Annotated in this window: 12 protein-coding genes and 4 pseudogenes; 12 read left to right on the forward strand and 4 right to left on the reverse strand. The window is 57.0% G+C overall.

Features of this window, described 5'->3' with window-relative positions:
• Positions 1-142: 142 nt before the first annotated feature.
• The 4 genes and pseudogenes from ABIE40_RS29785 to ABIE40_RS31095 all read left to right on the forward strand — a co-directional run bounded on the left by ABIE40_RS29785 (position 143) and on the right by ABIE40_RS31095 (position 1,703).
• Complete coding sequence (locus ABIE40_RS29785; RefSeq protein WP_199628392.1) at positions 143-502, forward strand: hypothetical protein; 360 nt, start codon at positions 143-145, stop codon at positions 500-502.
• A 27-nt stretch (positions 503-529) separates the two neighbouring features.
• Entirely contained in the window at positions 530-961 is a 432-nt protein-coding gene (locus ABIE40_RS29790) for a pyridoxamine 5'-phosphate oxidase family protein (protein WP_148195380.1), read from the forward strand.
• Positions 962-1,012: 51 nt separating this feature from the next.
• Positions 1,013-1,331 (forward strand): annotated as a pseudogene (locus ABIE40_RS29795) (DUF1003 domain-containing protein); the annotation flags it as partial.
• A gap of 33 nt (positions 1,332-1,364) precedes the next feature.
• Positions 1,365-1,703, forward strand: coding sequence for a hypothetical protein (locus ABIE40_RS31095; protein WP_502944839.1), 339 nt, complete (start codon positions 1,365-1,367; stop codon positions 1,701-1,703).
• A 1,405-nt stretch (positions 1,704-3,108) separates the two neighbouring features.
• On the opposite strand, the gene ABIE40_RS29805 is transcribed toward ABIE40_RS31095, so the two are convergent.
• The gene (locus tag ABIE40_RS29805) at positions 3,109-3,885 is read right to left on the reverse strand and encodes an SOS response-associated peptidase (protein ID WP_112720140.1); all 777 of its coding nucleotides are present in this window, start codon (positions 3,883-3,885) and stop codon (positions 3,109-3,111) included.
• 652 nt (positions 3,886-4,537) lie between these two features.
• A complete protein-coding gene (locus ABIE40_RS29810; protein ID WP_354541238.1) occupies positions 4,538-4,660 on the reverse strand; it encodes a hypothetical protein in 123 nt (40 codons plus the stop codon).
• A gap of 899 nt (positions 4,661-5,559) precedes the next feature.
• Here ABIE40_RS29810 and ABIE40_RS29815 point away from each other — a divergent pair.
• Complete coding sequence (locus ABIE40_RS29815; RefSeq protein ID WP_112720139.1) at positions 5,560-5,790, forward strand: hypothetical protein; 231 nt, start codon at positions 5,560-5,562, stop codon at positions 5,788-5,790.
• Between the two features lie 364 nt (positions 5,791-6,154).
• On the opposite strand, the gene ABIE40_RS29820 is transcribed toward ABIE40_RS29815, so the two are convergent.
• Positions 6,155-6,355 carry a hypothetical protein gene (locus ABIE40_RS29820; protein WP_112720137.1) on the reverse strand — a complete coding sequence of 67 codons (201 nt, stop codon included), beginning with the start codon at positions 6,353-6,355 and terminating at the stop codon, positions 6,155-6,157.
• A gap of 402 nt (positions 6,356-6,757) precedes the next feature.
• Here ABIE40_RS29820 and ABIE40_RS29825 point away from each other — a divergent pair.
• From ABIE40_RS29825 to ABIE40_RS29850, 5 genes and pseudogenes are all read left to right on the forward strand, one after another.
• Positions 6,758-7,947, forward strand: a protein-coding gene (locus tag ABIE40_RS29825; protein WP_199630049.1) for an IS3 family transposase whose coding sequence is annotated in 2 segments (ribosomal slippage) — positions 6,758-7,010 and positions 7,010-7,947 — 1,191 coding nt in all. Because the reading frame shifts where the segments join, the coding sequence is not laid out codon by codon here.
• A 148-nt stretch (positions 7,948-8,095) separates the two neighbouring features.
• The gene (locus ABIE40_RS29830) at positions 8,096-8,434 is read left to right on the forward strand and encodes a hypothetical protein (RefSeq protein WP_199629797.1); all 339 of its coding nucleotides are present in this window, start codon (positions 8,096-8,098) and stop codon (positions 8,432-8,434) included.
• A gap of 785 nt (positions 8,435-9,219) precedes the next feature.
• Positions 9,220-10,082 (forward strand): annotated as a pseudogene (locus ABIE40_RS31100) (IS110 family RNA-guided transposase); the annotation flags it as partial.
• Between the two features lie 110 nt (positions 10,083-10,192).
• Positions 10,193-11,712 (forward strand): annotated as a pseudogene (locus tag ABIE40_RS29845) (transposase).
• Positions 11,713-11,782: 70 nt separating this feature from the next.
• Positions 11,783-12,037: pseudogene (locus tag ABIE40_RS29850) on the forward strand (IS110 family transposase); the annotation flags it as partial.
• 259 nt (positions 12,038-12,296) lie between these two features.
• Here ABIE40_RS29850 and ABIE40_RS29855 read toward each other — a convergent pair.
• Positions 12,297-12,587 (reverse strand): hypothetical protein, encoded by a 291-nt coding sequence (locus tag ABIE40_RS29855; protein WP_354541241.1) that lies wholly within the window; start codon positions 12,585-12,587, stop codon positions 12,297-12,299.
• A 1,709-nt stretch (positions 12,588-14,296) separates the two neighbouring features.
• On the opposite strand from ABIE40_RS29855, the gene ABIE40_RS29860 reads away from it, so the two are divergent.
• Both ABIE40_RS29860 and ABIE40_RS29865 read left to right on the forward strand, forming a co-directional pair.
• A complete protein-coding gene (locus ABIE40_RS29860; protein WP_199629808.1) occupies positions 14,297-14,764 on the forward strand; it encodes a GFA family protein in 468 nt (155 codons plus the stop codon).
• Positions 14,765-14,831: 67 nt separating this feature from the next.
• The gene (locus ABIE40_RS29865; protein WP_112720128.1) at positions 14,832-15,770 is read left to right on the forward strand and encodes a FecR family protein; all 939 of its coding nucleotides are present in this window, start codon (positions 14,832-14,834) and stop codon (positions 15,768-15,770) included.
• Positions 15,771-15,962: the final 192 nt, after the last annotated feature.

Raw genomic sequence — 15,962 nt, forward strand, 5'->3', positions numbered from 1 at the left:
GGCTGTTTCAGCTTGGGAAAATGAGGGAGGGTCTGTGCTACGATCGAAGCCGAAAACGTCCACAAGAAGGCTAAGCGGTTCACGCGGAGTAAATTCGGATGAACCGATACGATAAGCCGAACTTCACGAAAGGATTCCCGAAATGTACAATGCCAAGCGCGATGGTTACGGGAACGGCGCGAACCTTGCCATTCCGTCCATGGGCGAGATCGAAGGCCGTATGACGGTACTGGAGGTTGTCGCAATGACCTCGTTGAGCCTCCTCATCAAAGATGGTGACAAACATGCAGCCCAACAGGCGCTGTCAGCCATTCGCCGTGCGATGCGGTTGAAATGCGAAGGCATCAAGCTGTCGTCCTTGGATGCCGATGCCGCGATTGCATATGCGCAGGAGCTTTTCGAGGCAACTTTCGAAAACATGGGCCGGGAAGCAACAAAAAAAATTGCACCTTCGAGCAAACGCCGAGGTTCGCGCCGTTCCATACCCGCGTTTCAGAGCTAGGAGGATCATAACTTGGGCGTTCGTGAAATGACTGAGCGCGAAAGTCGGGAGGTTGTTGCCCACCAAAATGTCGGGCATCTTGCCTGTGTCCACGATAACCGACCATACGTCGTGCCTGTCCACTATGCGTTCGATGGGGAAAAGCTTTATGTCTTTTCCCTGGCGGGGCAAAAGGTAGATTGGATGCGGAGCAATCCGAACGCATGCCTTCAGGTGGACGAAGGCGGCGAACATCACCGTTGGAAAAGCATCCTCGTTCAAGGCACCTACCGAGAACTGCCGGACACTTTGGAACGGCACAACGAACGTCTTCACGCCTGGTCCCTCCTGCAAAAGCGGCCATTGTGGTGGGAGCCCGGCTCCTCCAAGCCCGGCGCCGACTCGGAGGGAAAGGAAACTCCGATCTTCTTCAGTATCTCTATTGCTCAGATATCTGGCAGAGAATTGGATGCGTCTTGAAAGGCGCTAACGCGCTGACGTCGCAGCAAGTTTGTACCTCTGGAGGAGATCATGTCTGCAGAGACAGAACACGAATTATCTGCGCTGAAAAATCTCGCTTGGTGCCAATCGTTACCTGGGAAAGCTCTTCGAGTTGGTGACACAACGAGAGCAAGCGGTATTCCGGCGGCTGGTTTTACGAAGGGCAATCACCCGCGGACCAAATCAGTCATTCGACGAGAAGCTTACCTCGGTTCAACGATTGGCAGACCAGGTAGCGAAATTCGGTGGTTCTTGGATATTCATTGCAATATTCGCCGCTGCGCTCCCCATCTGGGTAATTGTCAATTTGATCGCAGCCTCGCACGCCTTTGATCCCTACCCGTTCATATGAACTTGATCATCTCCATGCCGGCGGTCGGCATTGACCAGCGAGCGCCAGGCCCCGTTCCTCAAGCGCTCGCGCTTCAAGCCCGCACTGAATTGGTGGACCCAGCAAAAACTTCCTGCGTTTGCTGACAACCGTTTCACCCGCATCAACGAGGCACCCTTGTCCAATGTTCCGGAAGATCACGTCCTGATCTCAAAGGCCGTCAGCGCCTGGTATCGGCACTATGGTGTCAGTTGGGACGACAATGCGTCCTCGTTCCTTTGCGCGAACGGTTGCCGATCCCCCGAAATGCTGGCCGCCACTCTCATCTCAGACTTCGTCGGGATTGCAGCAACCCGTGTGAATGCTACGTCGTCCTATGCCGTCCACTGACGCCCGTTGGGTGCTCGGGGCGAAGCCGCATTCGTTCAATCGCACTGTGAGGCGCTCGGCCGCCGACATGCGCCATTGCCAGTAGCCGAGCCGTGATCCGGCCTCGATTGCGCGGAGGAGGGAGGACGCTCAACCGTTACGAGGCTTGTTCCAGGTCCCAGTCGGCATAGGGCGTCGTCTTCGCCGCGCCTGTTCAGGTCCGGGGCTCCATCCGACCACCAGACCGCCCCTCGCTCCCGAGCGAGACCTTTGCGGCATCGATTGCCCTCCTGGCTTCAAGAAAACGCGCGGGGTCAGCAGAGGCTTGTCTGACTTCCCTGAGTGCAGACAAAAGCTCTGCCGCGAGACGCCTGAGTTCACCTTCAGTCAGATCTGGATTCGACGTCCGCCAAAGGCGACCGCGAACGATGATGTAACCGCTGTCGGAGTGGTGAGCGCGCCATGGCTACTTTGCACCGGGCACCTCCCTTGCCGCTCGCGATGGATGGCTTCCGGTAACGGGACGTATCTTCCGCGCCTTCGTGCCCTCGGCGTACTGCTGGAGAGAAGAATTCAGTCGCCCGCGGGAATGGCCGTGAGGGATGACGGATTTTCCCGTCTGGTTCCGTGTCTGGAAGCGGCATGCTATAGCATGAGGTCATGGCCGCCGTGCCTAACCGACGTGGTCCCGCACACCCCGTTGCCCGGAGACTCCCGGTTGTTGTTACGTCCGTCACTCGGCGCGGGTTTGCACATCTGCATGTGTTAGAAGAAGGCCTCGGAACCACCATTGCCCTAATGGCCCGAAGCCTTCTCATGCACACCATCATTTCGTGTTGTGGGTCTCTCAGGTCCACAACGAGCAAATTGCTAAAGTATGAAAGCCCGTTTTGTCAACGCGGATCGCAGCCGAATTTTTTCGCGAGCCGGTCTAACCTGCTGCTGACATTAAAGTTAGGACGGCGGACGTTGTCGGTAACCTACCGCACGCGTTCAATCTCTTCTCCCTCGACTCATTGCAGAGATCATCAGAGCCCTCGCGCCGCCCTCGCGTGGGCTTTTTCATCGCTGTGCTCTCTTAGGATCTGCTCACCGCTCCGGAAACGCGTTGGTCAAGAGGATGCCTTTCCGCTCACGGAGCGAGAATAAAATTCGGCACAAGCCGGGAAACAAATCTGTTCCTTCCGTCGGTTGCGGGACATCGCGTCGTGGAGATATTCATCACCCGTTTACCCACAAAATCTTGGAGGATGGGACCGGGTTCAGGGTTCGGCTTGCGCGTCACCGCCCGCGAGGGCTTTTCAACACTTCCAAAGATTGCTGCCCGCCTTTTTCCGTCGGGACTGAGCAGAGTTTGCTTCGAGCCGCGTCAGCAGGATCAACAGCCCATCGGTCACTGATCCTCATGGACGTCGCTCGCGTTCCTCTAGCCGAAGAGATCAGGCTCCGTCAGCATTTCGCCGGCCACATCGACGATCGTCGAGCCGTATGGCTCCCTTGTCACGATGCGGATCGCATCGTTTGGCGCGGGACGTGCGAGGTGCTGGGCTTCGTCCCAGGGTGCGCGCATCCAGGCGTCGGTCTCGTCCTTAGTCAGCAGCAAGACCGGCATGGCTTTTTCATGGACTGGAGCGACCACGTTATTGGGATCGGTTGTTAAAAAACCATAGAGATCATCGGTCGTCAGCCCGTCCTTTACCTTGCGAACGCTCTGCCACTGCGGGACATGAATGCCTGCAAAGAACATAAGATCCGTTCTATCGGCGCGGCCGAACCAGGCATTCGGCGTCTTGCCTCCAGGCTCTTGGCTGATAGGATCGGGCTCTGCGAATGTGGTCACCGGAACGAGGCAGCGATGCTCGGCTCCGAACCATCGCCGCCAATGCGGCAAGTTGAGCTTGCGGACATTCGTGACGCCGCGATCCGGCTCCATTCGAAGCAGTTCGTTCATGTCTACGGGCTTGCCTTTGGCAGCAAGCTTTGCTGCGCGCGTCTGCGCAGCCTTCTTCTGGACGAAGACGGGTGAGGGCAGGCCCCACCTCGCATGGACAAGCTGCTTCCTTCCGTCATAGGTGTTGCGGATAATCGGTCCGAGCTGATCCGGGTTCATCTGGTAGGCTGGCATGAGGTTTATCAGGCTCTCAGCATCTGCAGCCCATTTCGAAACCCAATCCCGGTCTTCCATGCGATACAAATTGCACATTGCTCGCCATCCTCCTGCATGAGCGGAACCGTAAACCAACGGCACTGGTGTGCCAACGTTTCATTCCAACGGGCGAGGGCGCAAGCCAGGCGATCCCAACCCGTATTCCGAGGACAGAGCATCAGGGAACGGATATGGTTACGGGCCCTCCCGCACCCACCATCGATTACCGTAAGCTCTTGTTTTCGTATCATTTCGTTGGCTTCTAAGTTCCACTTTCAAATTTGGTCTTCCAAGGTGAGACCTCTTGTTCCAGTTCCGGTCCAGCATATGAAGCTTCGCGCCGTCCGCCGGCAAGCTTCCTTCTTCGCGCAGCGCGGCTGTACACATCGGCCTGCTAATTCGTCGGCCAGCCGAAAATCGCCTTCAGCTGATCGCTCGTCGCGCCGTTCTTTGCGGCGTTCGAGGCGCCTGCCCGTTGCGGTGTCTTCCATGGATCGTTCCTTGATTTTGGTCGTAGCCAAAAAAAGCGGCGCCTACCGGTTACGGGAGACGCCGCTGATGGCCCGTCGTAAAGGCGATCGGAGCCTTACAAAAGCCGTACCGCTGTAAGCAGTTGGTTTCCGGCGGGGTGACTTGGAGCCGCCCCTCCATCTGGATAGACCCATCCAGCTTAGGGCCCGCTCCCGTAACAGGATGCGGGCCTTTTGCGTTAGCTGTAAAGCAGCTGAACGGTCAGCGCGAGCACGACAAACAGTCCAGAGCTCACCACGCTAGTCTCGATCATGAAGATGACAATCTGCCGGGACGACAGGCCGGGGAAAAGCGATTTCATCACGGCAGCTCCAATCCGAAAACTTATTTAAGTCGTTGTCTTACCACAGGCTGATTTGGAATAATTTTTTAATTAGCAATTTTAGATCAATTTAATTCACTCGCCATTGCTCCCTATGTGTGAGCTAGTGCTAATCGCCCGGTGCGGCCCTTTCCTGGAGGCCGACCTTCTGAGCTTTTTGGAGCCTGCTTTGCACCCCATAGCGGGCTCCTTCTGTTTTCAACAAAAAAGGGAACCATCCCGGGCGGCCAAGGTTCGACCTCTATGCAACCTCTTGTATCATCCCGAATGATGTCTCTCCTGCGCGGTCTCGATACCCGAGGCTTTACGCACATCCCTCACGGCGTCGGCAGGAAATCAGTGAACATCGCCATGTTCAACGGATGGATTCAAGTCGAAGATCGAAGCTTCAAACCTCGCTGCAAACTCACCCCTGCCGGCGATGCTTACCGGCGAGAACATGACCGCCATCGGTCTCGAAACACGAGCTGATCCCAATCGATGATGGGGCAGTGGGTTTTGCCGTCATAGTTGGTGGCTTGATAGAAAGTCGCATCTAGGCCCTATTGTGGACAAATGCATTGATGGCTTACTGACTTGCCGCTGAACTTCCATCCAGCGGCGACTAGAGTCCCGGCGCTTCTGAATACGCCAACAGTCGCGATGTGAGCAACCGACGGAAACGCGAAGCTTTTGGCTGCGCTTACGCCGTTGCCCTTCTAGCAATCCTGGCGAGGTGGCTCCTCGATTGGCTCCCATCACAGCATGAGCGCGATTAGGCAAGCCGAAGGGTCCGCTATCGGCCCGTTGCGGACATCGATGATGGGTCGGTTGGGGTGTTGGCTTGCTAATTGTTCAGCGGTAAAGTTTGGCCTCACTTCAATATGGGAGGCCTTCTCATGTTTGCGCTGAAAGATAATCTGATGTTGTCGCCAGACGAGCTTGCCGTCTGCCAACGGGTGTTCGATCATATCTGCAACGTCAAGCAGCTCACGCTCGATATGCATCGTGAGGAGATCGCAAAGCAGATCCTCATGGCGTATCGCGACGGTGTGAAAAGCGAAAACTCTCTGATAAGATTCCTACTTCCGGGCGATGTTAACGGCGGCACGCCTGACCGAGCCCCATAAGAGCCACACCGATCTGAAGATGAAGAACTGCACCCGTACGGTTGACACAAAACGCTACTCGCCTGACGCAATTGGTGAGATAGCAGCCCGTTGCAAGGTCGCTGGCATCTCGTTCTACCCCCCTGAGGATGGCGGCAGATATGGGATCATTAGCGGCGACAAGGATCAAGAGATCCATATCGATGAGATACTTCGCGATGCTGGCCGGATCGCCGTTCGACCCTTCACTGAAGGTCAATGATGGGGCGGTGGGGTCCTTGCTAGTGCGTGACAGTCCTATTCACGGAATTTTTCGGATCCGGTTGCGGATCAAGATCGAATGAGCGACCAAACAACTAAAAAAACTGGGCAGTTCTTCCATTAACTACCACCCCTTTGAGATCTCGGCTAAGATCTTCTCTAAAGCGTCGGTTACCGTGAACGAAAACGGTGTTCCCTTCTCGTTTGGAAGGGCAAGGTAAACGATCGTTCCGTCGCCATAGGGCTCAAGAGCAGCCAGATGTTTCGTGTTGATGACGATGCGCTGTCCTGCCGGGCGCACCTTCGTTAGGCTTATCATCGCCATCCTCAAGGCCTCCCACGCTGAGCGAGTAGGTTTTTAACCTGAACCTCTTCTTCAACGCTCAGCGGACCCTCTGCTAGCCATTGCAGCAGCGCACGCACGCGAGCGAGGGACTCACCTGGCGTCAGTCCGGACTTGAGATCTGTGGTGATTTGTTCCCAAAGGAGTCGCTCAATTCTATCCATTTTGGCGCGTCCCATTTGATGACGGACAACCTGCTCACAGATGAGAACAATTAGCGAATGAATTCCGCTGACAGTAGACCGCACTTTGCCAGGTCTAATTGTAGTGCAGGTAGTCTCGCAACGGTCTATGCTAGCGAGCAGTCAAGATAGGACGCACCTGACCTGCCACTGAGAATTTCCTCCAGAATGGATTAGAGTTCGGCCCATTGAGGACGGACTTATGAAGAAGCAGCGATTTACGGAAGAGCAGATCATTGCAGTGTTGAAGGAGCAGGAAGCCGGAGCGAAAGCGGCTGATCTTTGCCGTAGGCACGGGATTTCCGAGGCGACCTTTTATAACTGGAAAGCCAAATATGGCGGCATGGAAGTGTCTGAGGCCAAGCGTCTCAAGGCTCTGGAGGACGAGAATGCCAAGCTGAAGAAGCTGCTTGCCGAACAGATGCTGGATACAGCCGCACTCCGCGAGCTTCTTTCAAAAAAATGGTAGGGCCTGCCGCCAAGCGTGACGCTGTCGCGCACCTGAAGGCCATCATGGGTCTTTCGGAACGGCGGGCCTGCCAGATCATATCCGCAGATCGAAAGACGATCCGTTATCGATCCTCTCGGCCGCCTGAGGTCGAGTTGCGAGCGAAGCTGCGCGATCTAGCCAACGAGCGACGACGGTTCGGCTACCGACGGCTGTTCATTCTGCTCCGGCGAGACGGAGAGCCTTCCGGGGTCAATCGCATCTATCGGCTCTATCGCGAGGAAGGTCTTTCCGTGCGCAAACGGAAAGCCAGGCGGCGTGCCGTCGGCACGCGTGCGCCGATCCTCGTCGAAGCAAAGGCCAATGCCCGCTGGTCTCTGGATTTCGTCCACGATCAATTCGCCTGCGGCAGGCGCTTCCGCATCCTCAATGTAGTCGACGATGTCACGCGCGAATGCCTGGCGGCGATCCCGGACACATCGATATCAGGTCGCCGTGTCGCGCGAGAACTGACGACGCTTATCGAGCGACGAGGTAAGCCTGGCATGATTGTCTCAGACAACGGGACCGAACTGACCTCGAATGCCATCCTTGCTTGGTCGAAGGATCACAAGGTCGAGTGGCACTACATCGCGCCGGGAAGACCGATGCAAAATGGCTATGTCGAGAGCTTCAACGGCCGCATGCGCGACGAGCTGCTCAACGAGAGCCTGTTCTTCGGGCTCGATCATGCCCGCAGCGCCATCGCAGAATGGGCCGACGATTATAACAATTTCCGGCCGCACTCATCGCTCGGATACCAAACCCCGGCGGACTATGCCGGGATCATCGCCGCAACCGGCTCCAACGCTACGCAATATGGAAGCTTCGCGTTTCCGCCGGTTGCTAACACACCGCCATTTGGCGTATCAAAAACCGCCGAGGCTCTAATCGCAGCCGGATGAAACTTCAGTGGCAGGTCAAAAGGGATCAATCTCGGCGATTTCATTTGCTATAGTGCATGATTAAGCGCAGGTTGAACGTCTCGGCAGCCATGGAACGGGCGCTGCTGATTGAAGCTGTTAGCTTCGCCCTGACCGAAAGGAGGACCTCATGTCTTCCACGATTGACACAACCAGTCTCGCAACCAAAGACATGAAGATGCTGAACGGCGTACTCGCTAGCAGCGGCTACAGCGGCAACATAACGAGGAGCGTGACGGGTGAACTGAATGTTGCGTCTAAGCTGATAATCAGGCTTTTTTTCCAAGGCATTCGTGAGCCGGCGCATCTGGCTGGTGCCCTGGAGCGGAATTTTGGCAAGCCCATGAGGGCGCCGCGCTCGATTCACGTCACGGGCCTGCATCGATATGCGACCCAAGGCATAACGCCCCTCAAGGGACGCAGCATTCACGGAACTCCTCCGTCTGCTGATGACACGTCCCAGCATTGAGAACCGTTGACTTGGTGCCGGATTGCCGCTCCGGCCTGTCGGTCGCATCGCTAATCCTTAGACGCTTCGGCACGGGTGGTGATCAATGCTGCTCTTATAAGATCCCACCGAGCTTCGAGCGGTGCCTGCTAGGTATGGAGCGATGGGAGCCTTACAAAAGCCGTACCGCTGTAAGCAGTTGATTTCCGGCGGGGTGACTTGGAGCCGCCCCTCCATCTGGATAGACCCATCCAGCTTAGGGCTCGCTCCCGTAACAGGACGCGGGCTTTTTGCGTTAGCTGTAAAGCAGCGCGAGCACGACAAACAGTCCAGAGCTCACCACGCTAGTCTCGATCATGAAGATGACAATCTGCCTCGACGACAGGCCAGGGAAAAGCGATTTCATCACACACCCCGGCTGGCGATGCTTACCGGCGATAACATGACCGCCCTCGGTCTCGAAACACGAGCTGATCCCAATCGGTGATGGGGCGGCGGGGTGCCGAGACGTTCCGGCAGGTGCGGAGCTGTTCTGAAACCGTCTGCTACCGTACGCTTTTGGCGATGATGGGGCGGCGGGGTTTTTTGCGAAAATTGGCGGCGCTTGCTACAAATCTTTGGCAAGCAAGTCGCGTAATCGTTGGTGAATGGATCTCCACCGATACCGATCGATTTCCCGATCGGCCTCTAGACCCCATCATCGGGCTGTGAGCTGACTGGGTCGGCGGCCTCTCCCGTGACATTCTGTGTTCGAGGGTTACGCCAGGTTGGCTGGCGCCGAGCCTCAAGAATGGGGGAGAGACCAAATGCAGCATACCATCTTCATCGGGTTGGATGTCCACAAGGCGACGATTTCCGTTGCGGTCGCGGGAGGAGAGCGTGGCGGTGAGGTTCGTCACTGGGGGGCGATCCCGCATCGTCCTGACCATGTGCGGAAGCTGGCCGAACGGCTGGGGGCAGATGGGTGCCAGCTGTATTTCTGCTATGAAGCGGGACCCTGCGGATACGGCCTGCACCGTCAACTCGTCGAACTGGGACACGACTGCATCGTGGTCGCGCCCTCGCTCATTCCAATGAAAGCCGGTGATCGCGTGAAGACCGACCGCCGCGATGCGGTGATGCTGGCGGAAGCTACACCGGAGAGCTGACGGCGATCTGGGTGCCCGATACGGCTCATGAGGCGATGCGGGATCTGGTCCGGGCAAGGGCGACGGCGGTGCGCGTCGTTGGCAAGGCGCGGCAACACCTGCAAGGATTCCTGCTACGCCATGGCCGCATCTATGCGGGGAAGAAGGGCTGGACGGTAGCCTATCGGCGCTGGCTGACGACGGTGCACTTCCAGCACCCCGCGCAACAGATCGTATTCCAAGACTATGTCGATGCCGTTGCCGATGCCGAGGCCCGGGTCGAGCTATTGACCGGGCAGATTGCAGAATTGCTTCCGACCTGGAACCTGGCACCGGTGGTGGAGGCGGTGCAGGCCATGCGTGGCGTTGCCTTCATCGTCGCTGTGACGGTGGTCGCTGAGGTCGGTGACTTCCACCGCTTCGACAATCCCCGCCAGCTCATGGCCTATCTCGGCCTTACACCGACCGAGCATTCCAGCGGGGCAACTGTGCGCCGAGGCGGGATTACGAAGGCCGGCAGCGGACTTGCGCGGCGGGCTATAGCGCGGCAATCAGGATGAGACGCGCATTGCCTCGCGAGAAATGCTCCCTGATTGTTGGCCGTTGCCTCATCTGATTTGCTCCCGGCATTTGTGGGTGCGGAGCAAATCAGATGAGGCTGATCAGTGTGACGACGAAAGAGGAATTAATTGCTGCTTTGGCAAAACGCTATGCAGCCGGAAAGCGGGAGGAAAAATCGCAGATCCTCGATCAGTTCGTTTCGATCTTTGGGATGCATCGCAAACATGCGATGCGTTTGCTGCGGGGGCGGATAAGCAACGGCAGTCGCGAACGCGGGCACAGATTTATGACGAGGCGGCCCGACAGGCTCTGATCGTTTTGTGGGAAGCATCCGACCGAATCTGTGTGAAGCGATTGAAGCCCTTGCTGCCGATTCTGATCTCCTCGATGGAACAGCATGGCCATTTTAAATTGGACGATCAGGTCCGTACACTTCTGCTTCAGATGAGTGCAGCCACCATCGACCGCGCGTTGAAAAGCGTTCGCGAAACTGCAGGCGGCCGGCGACGCAGACGTTCCGTTGCGTCATCGGCGTTGAAGCGCAGTGTACCAATTCGGAAATTCTCCGACTGGGATGATCCCGCACCTGGCTTCATCGGGGCCGATCGTCTCGCACTCCGGTCCCAACGCACGTGGCAGCTTTATTCAAACCCTTGTCCTTACCGATATTGCGACCGGTTGGACCGAATGTGCGCCTCTGCTTGTTCGCGAACAGAAGCTTTTGACGGAAGTTTTGACCGAGCTTCGCCGATTAATGCCGTTCCCGCTCCTTGGCTTTGATAGGGACAACGATAGCGTATTCATCAACGACACGATTAGGGACTATTGCGTTGATTCAGATATCGAATTTACTCGCTGCCGGCCATATCGCAAAAATGATCAGGCGTATGTGGAGCAGAAAAACGGACCGGTCGTGCGCCGCATTGTTGGTTATCATCGGTATGAAGGTGTTGAAGCAGCGGCGACACTCGCGGAGCTTTATCGTTCGGTGCGCTTGTTCATGAACTTCTTTCAACCATCGTTCAAATTGCTGGAAAAGCAGCGGAATGGCGCGATGGTCAAGAAGCTGTATTCTTCTCCTGCGACGCCACACCAACGGCCTTTGTCGGATGCAAGGACGGCGGTGGAGGTACGGGACCGCGTAATGCGCATGAGCAAACCACTCGACCCTGTGAAGCTCCTCCGCGACATTCGTGCAGGGCAACAGCGGCTTGCTGACATCGCGCACCAGGGAACACCCTCAACCGAGGCTCCCGATATTGAGAGCTTTTTGCGAAGCCTGCGTATCGCGTGGACAGAGGGCGAAGTCCGTCCGACTGCGAAAGCGAAGCCGAAACTGAAACGCGAGCGACGGCGCCCCGACCCGCTGATTAAAGTGACGAATGATCTTTACCGATGGTTTGAAGATGAGCCATGGAGAACCGGCCGGGAGCTACTGGAGCGGCTTCAAAGCATTTACCCAGATGAGTATCCTGTGGACTAATCCGTACGGTGCAACGACGGGTGAAAGGCTGGCGCCGCGATCGCGCGCATAGAATGATCTTCGGAATCGAACCTGGCGAAGCCGAACGGCTACCAGAGCTCACTGAAGGTCAGGGAGCATTCAAGTGAGGCAATATGTTATCCGTTCGGGAGCATTCTTCGGTGAGGCAATACGAATCTCACCTAGATTGCCGCTATGCAGCGGGCACTGATCGAAGGGGCCTGGAGCTACCGGATGCAAGCGCGGGTCAGCCGGAAGCTGCACGACCGGCTCGAAGCCCTGCCAAAGGCCATCCGCGACATCGCTTGGAAGGGACAGTTGCGGATGTGCCAGCGCTACAGGCATCTGGTGGCCGCTGGCAAGGCGAAGGTCGTGGTCACGACCGCCATCGCCAGCGAGATGGTCGGCTTCATCTGGGCCATCGCCAGAGCAGTGACGGCGTCTCCAGCCTGACGAGCCTGCCGAGGCTGACAAGGAGCGCCCAGACCCTGCCGATGCACAAGGTTGGGGACGGAACGCGGTGGGGAACCCTCGTGCCTGTTATGAGCCGATCGGATCGACGCTCGCCCCTAGAACGAGGCAGCCCCAGGACGAAACCACGGTCATGCGGTAACCAAGCCGCGCATGAGAGCTTGCTCAACCGTCGTCTCAGTTCCGTCTCCTACCTTGCGCATCCACATCACTTTGCGCCCGGCACATTGCCGGACATTTCCTATGAAACAAAGGCTTGACAGCGATCATGAGAGCAGGCTGTTGAAAAAGTCTGCGGCATGGCCTTGAGGATGGCCTCGTCGCCGTTGTTGTATGCGAACGTGATCTCGACCGAGCCATCGTCGAGTAGTTCAGCATGACCGTCGCCCGAGACTTCGTCCATCTCGTCAGATCCATACCATGTGAAGGAAACGGATGATGCGCCATAGCCGATGTCGAGGTTGGCTTGCATGGCACCGAAGGCATTTTCTCCGGAGCCATCTGGGCAGGCGGCAGGATCTGTGACTACCACTCGACCGTTGCAACTGATTTTCTAGAACTTGCCATCCATACCTCTGGCGGCTTGAAGTCATGTCCAATCAGGCCTAGCGCTTCGAGCGCGACGAGGTTTGTGGAAACGTTGGGAACGCGTTTCAGTTCTTTCGTATCTGCGAGCATATCGAGCAACTCAAGCTGCTCCTGTGTCAAATGGATTATCGGGGCTCTTAGCCGGTTGGTCTATCAGTCGAATTCATTCGCTAATCCCTCGGGATTGTGACCACGTAATATTGCCCGGCGGTAGTTTGGTTCCTGGGGACCGTTCCCGACTGCATCTGAGCTTTATGAGGCCCGCAAAGCAAAGCGTCTTTGCGGGCTTCCGCATCGGGAGGGCAGAATGAACAGAATAGACCGCATGCTGAGAGACCAGATCGCCGCAGATTTGAGATCTGGGAAGACACCGCGCGAATCGCTCCAGCGGATAGGACTGCTTCTAAGCTGGCTTGCCGCCGGACCACTTACCAGCGAAGAGGAGGCGCAAGTAAATGATCTCCTTGCCCGACGTGAAAAGCGGTGATGCGGCGGTCCGGCTTTTATATGGGTCGCTCGATCTAGCCGGCGAACAACTGCGGTCGGAGTCGGTATAGGAACGTGGATGGGCGGGGTATTAGTGGATAGTAGATGAGTCGGGTGGACGGCCGATCTCAAATTTCGCTAAAAGTTCGATAGCCTCTAGGACCACCGTAGACGCCGCATCGCAAGTGTCATTAGCGATCTCTGCGCCATCCCGACGGAGCCTCTCGCTGAGCGCGCGCAAGACTCGCCAATCAGGGTCACCGTCGTGATTTGCAATGGAGGCAGAGAAGCTAAGTCGCTCTGATAGAGCGCTGAGTATTGCTTCTCGCTCCTCGACACTCATGTCTGCAACAGTTTTTACGTTTGGCATTTTATGCTCCTGACAGCGGAGCTTTCCGAAAATGACCGAGAAAACGGCAAACAATCACTGTCCGAAGAGCTAAGTCTTTAGATAGCGTGCAGCGCTTCACATTCAATCCCGCCCACCGCCCTGCTTAGGGATAGGTGATGGCATTCCGACAATCCCAGCACAGTGATTGAAGCTGGCCTTCATTGAGGAAAATGGCCTCGACGCCGTCATGGCGCTGCCTGTGGAGGACGACCGCGGACGGCTCGACCGTTTCGGTTTCCAGGCAGGTCTACCATAGCGGGTAAAGCCGCAGGTGGCGCCGACGCAAGCGCCCACTTTGGATCCCGATATAGGCGGACCGCGTGCTGGTACTCCGGCGGCCAAACGTCGCTGCCGTCCTCGTTGACCACTTGTAAGTCTTTTACGTTTCGGCTCCACCTCACCGCTCTCGCAGGCCGACACAAGGACAATCTTGCCGAGTCCACCGCGGCATCTCCTGGTACATCCATGTCGAACACGTCCCTCACCACCGCTTCCGCCGCCTCGACTTCCCATGTCGGTCATCTTTTCGAATTTGCGCCGACGGCGCTTCTTCAACAGGATGCCCTTGTTCTGCCAGATGAAGTTGATAAAGGAGGAGATTATCTCGTCCGGCATTCCATTAAGCTCTCTATCCGCCCTTGCCTCGCGTGCGAGATATTGGATCTCCCTCGGGAGGTCGTGCTTTATCGTCCTCACGACGCATTCGTACAGGAACTCCGTGATCTAGTGGGCGGTGCCTCTGCGCAACAGTGAGGTTCAAGTCGAGCGGATAGGTTCTGGCGAGTCGATCATGCTGGTGCCGGGATTGCCAGTATCTCGCGTGCGGGAATGCGTCCGTCAACATCATCGTCGAAGCGATTGGTGTTGCGGTCGAAGGTGATCGTGCCACCTACGAGGGCAGAAGCGACAGCGGAAACGTGATCCGGCGTAGTTTCTGTCTCAACTGCGGGACGCCCATGTTTTGCGAAGCCGTTGGAGAGCCAGATTATCGGGTCATCCGCGTCGGGGCGCTCGATGATCGGGATAATTTGGGACCCGACATCGTGTATGGACAGCGTCTGCGCCTTCGTGGGCTTTATTTGGCCATGATGCCGAAATCTTTGTCGGGCAGCCTTAGAGTTTGCAGCTTTTCCGTCATCGAGGACTGGGTGAGCGCCTGGGCTGTCGTCGATGTTTCGGCCGACCGCGGGTCTCGTTTACGCTCTGTCTGGTATCGTACCGAGGGTCAACATTCCCCCAAATGACATGGTGATTTAAAACCATTCTTAAGTTCGGTCGTGATTAGGTACCCTCAATATCTGGGGGGTCTCCATGTCTTTCTTCGCTCGAATGCTACTCTTCGTCTTTCTTCTGGCACCGATTGGCGCCCATGCGTCCGGAGATGACTGGCAGGTTGCCAAGGCCACGAGCCAGGTTCGGTATACCATTGACCAGAAACAGTGGACCGACCTGCGTGCTGGTGATGTGGTGCCAAATAAAGCTTGGATCTCCACAGGCCCTCGCGGGCGTGCTCAGCTCGTGCGTGGGGTCGAAAGTATCGGGTTCCAGCCGAATACAATGGCTGCGATCACGACCAAGGCGGGCGGCTTCCTGTCACCTCGTAAAACCGAGATCTTCCAGCAGGTCGGCGCGCTCGATCTTGAGATTGAAAAGCGGAGCCAGCCGCATACAACAGTTCAGACGCCATACCTGGCTGCCGTCGTGAAGGGTACGATCTTCCATGTCACGGTTGGCAAGAGCAAGGCATCGGTCGCCGTCGACCGCGGGCTTGTACAGGTCACATCTTTCGCAAGCGGCCAACAAGCCAATGTTGGACCCCGACAGAGCGCGACTGTGGACAGGAAAGCCGGTATGGACGTCGCAGGAGCGGTATCGAAGCCATCCATAACGTCCGTCGCGCCATCCGTTGCGGTTGTCCCAGCTATCGGGGCCACGAAGCTGTCCGGCCAACCGGATGCCGCGCCTGACGGCAAGGGCAAATCGAAAAAGGGCGCTGACGACACCAGTGCAAACACTGCCGATGACAGCAAGGGGAAGGGCAATTCTGGCAAGGGTGGCAACTCCAACGGGAATGGAGATGGCGGCGGAAACGGCAAGGGCGGTGGCAACGGCGGTGGAAATGGGAATGGTGGTGGCAAGGGCAATGGCGGTGGAAATGGCAACGGTGGTGGCAATGGTAACGGCGGCGGCAAGGGCAACGGCGGCAATGGCGGCGGAAACGGGAACGGGGGAAAGGGTGGCGGTAAGTAACGCCCAGGCAGGCTACGCTGCTATTGCCGCATGAAGACCGCGAACTCTAGCACGGCTCCGATAGACGTTGCATTCTGGCTCCACTGTGGCGGGCGGCGCATTCGGCTTCCGGAGATGGTCGATGCCTTGTGACGGCATAATGTGGCGCTGGCGTCGCGACAGTCTCCGAGGACCTGCCGAGAAGCAGCGCCT

Origin of the sequence: Rhizobium sp. OAE497 (assembly GCF_040546565.1) — a bacterium.
In the GTDB taxonomy this organism is placed as follows: Bacteria; Pseudomonadota; Alphaproteobacteria; order Rhizobiales; family Rhizobiaceae; genus Rhizobium.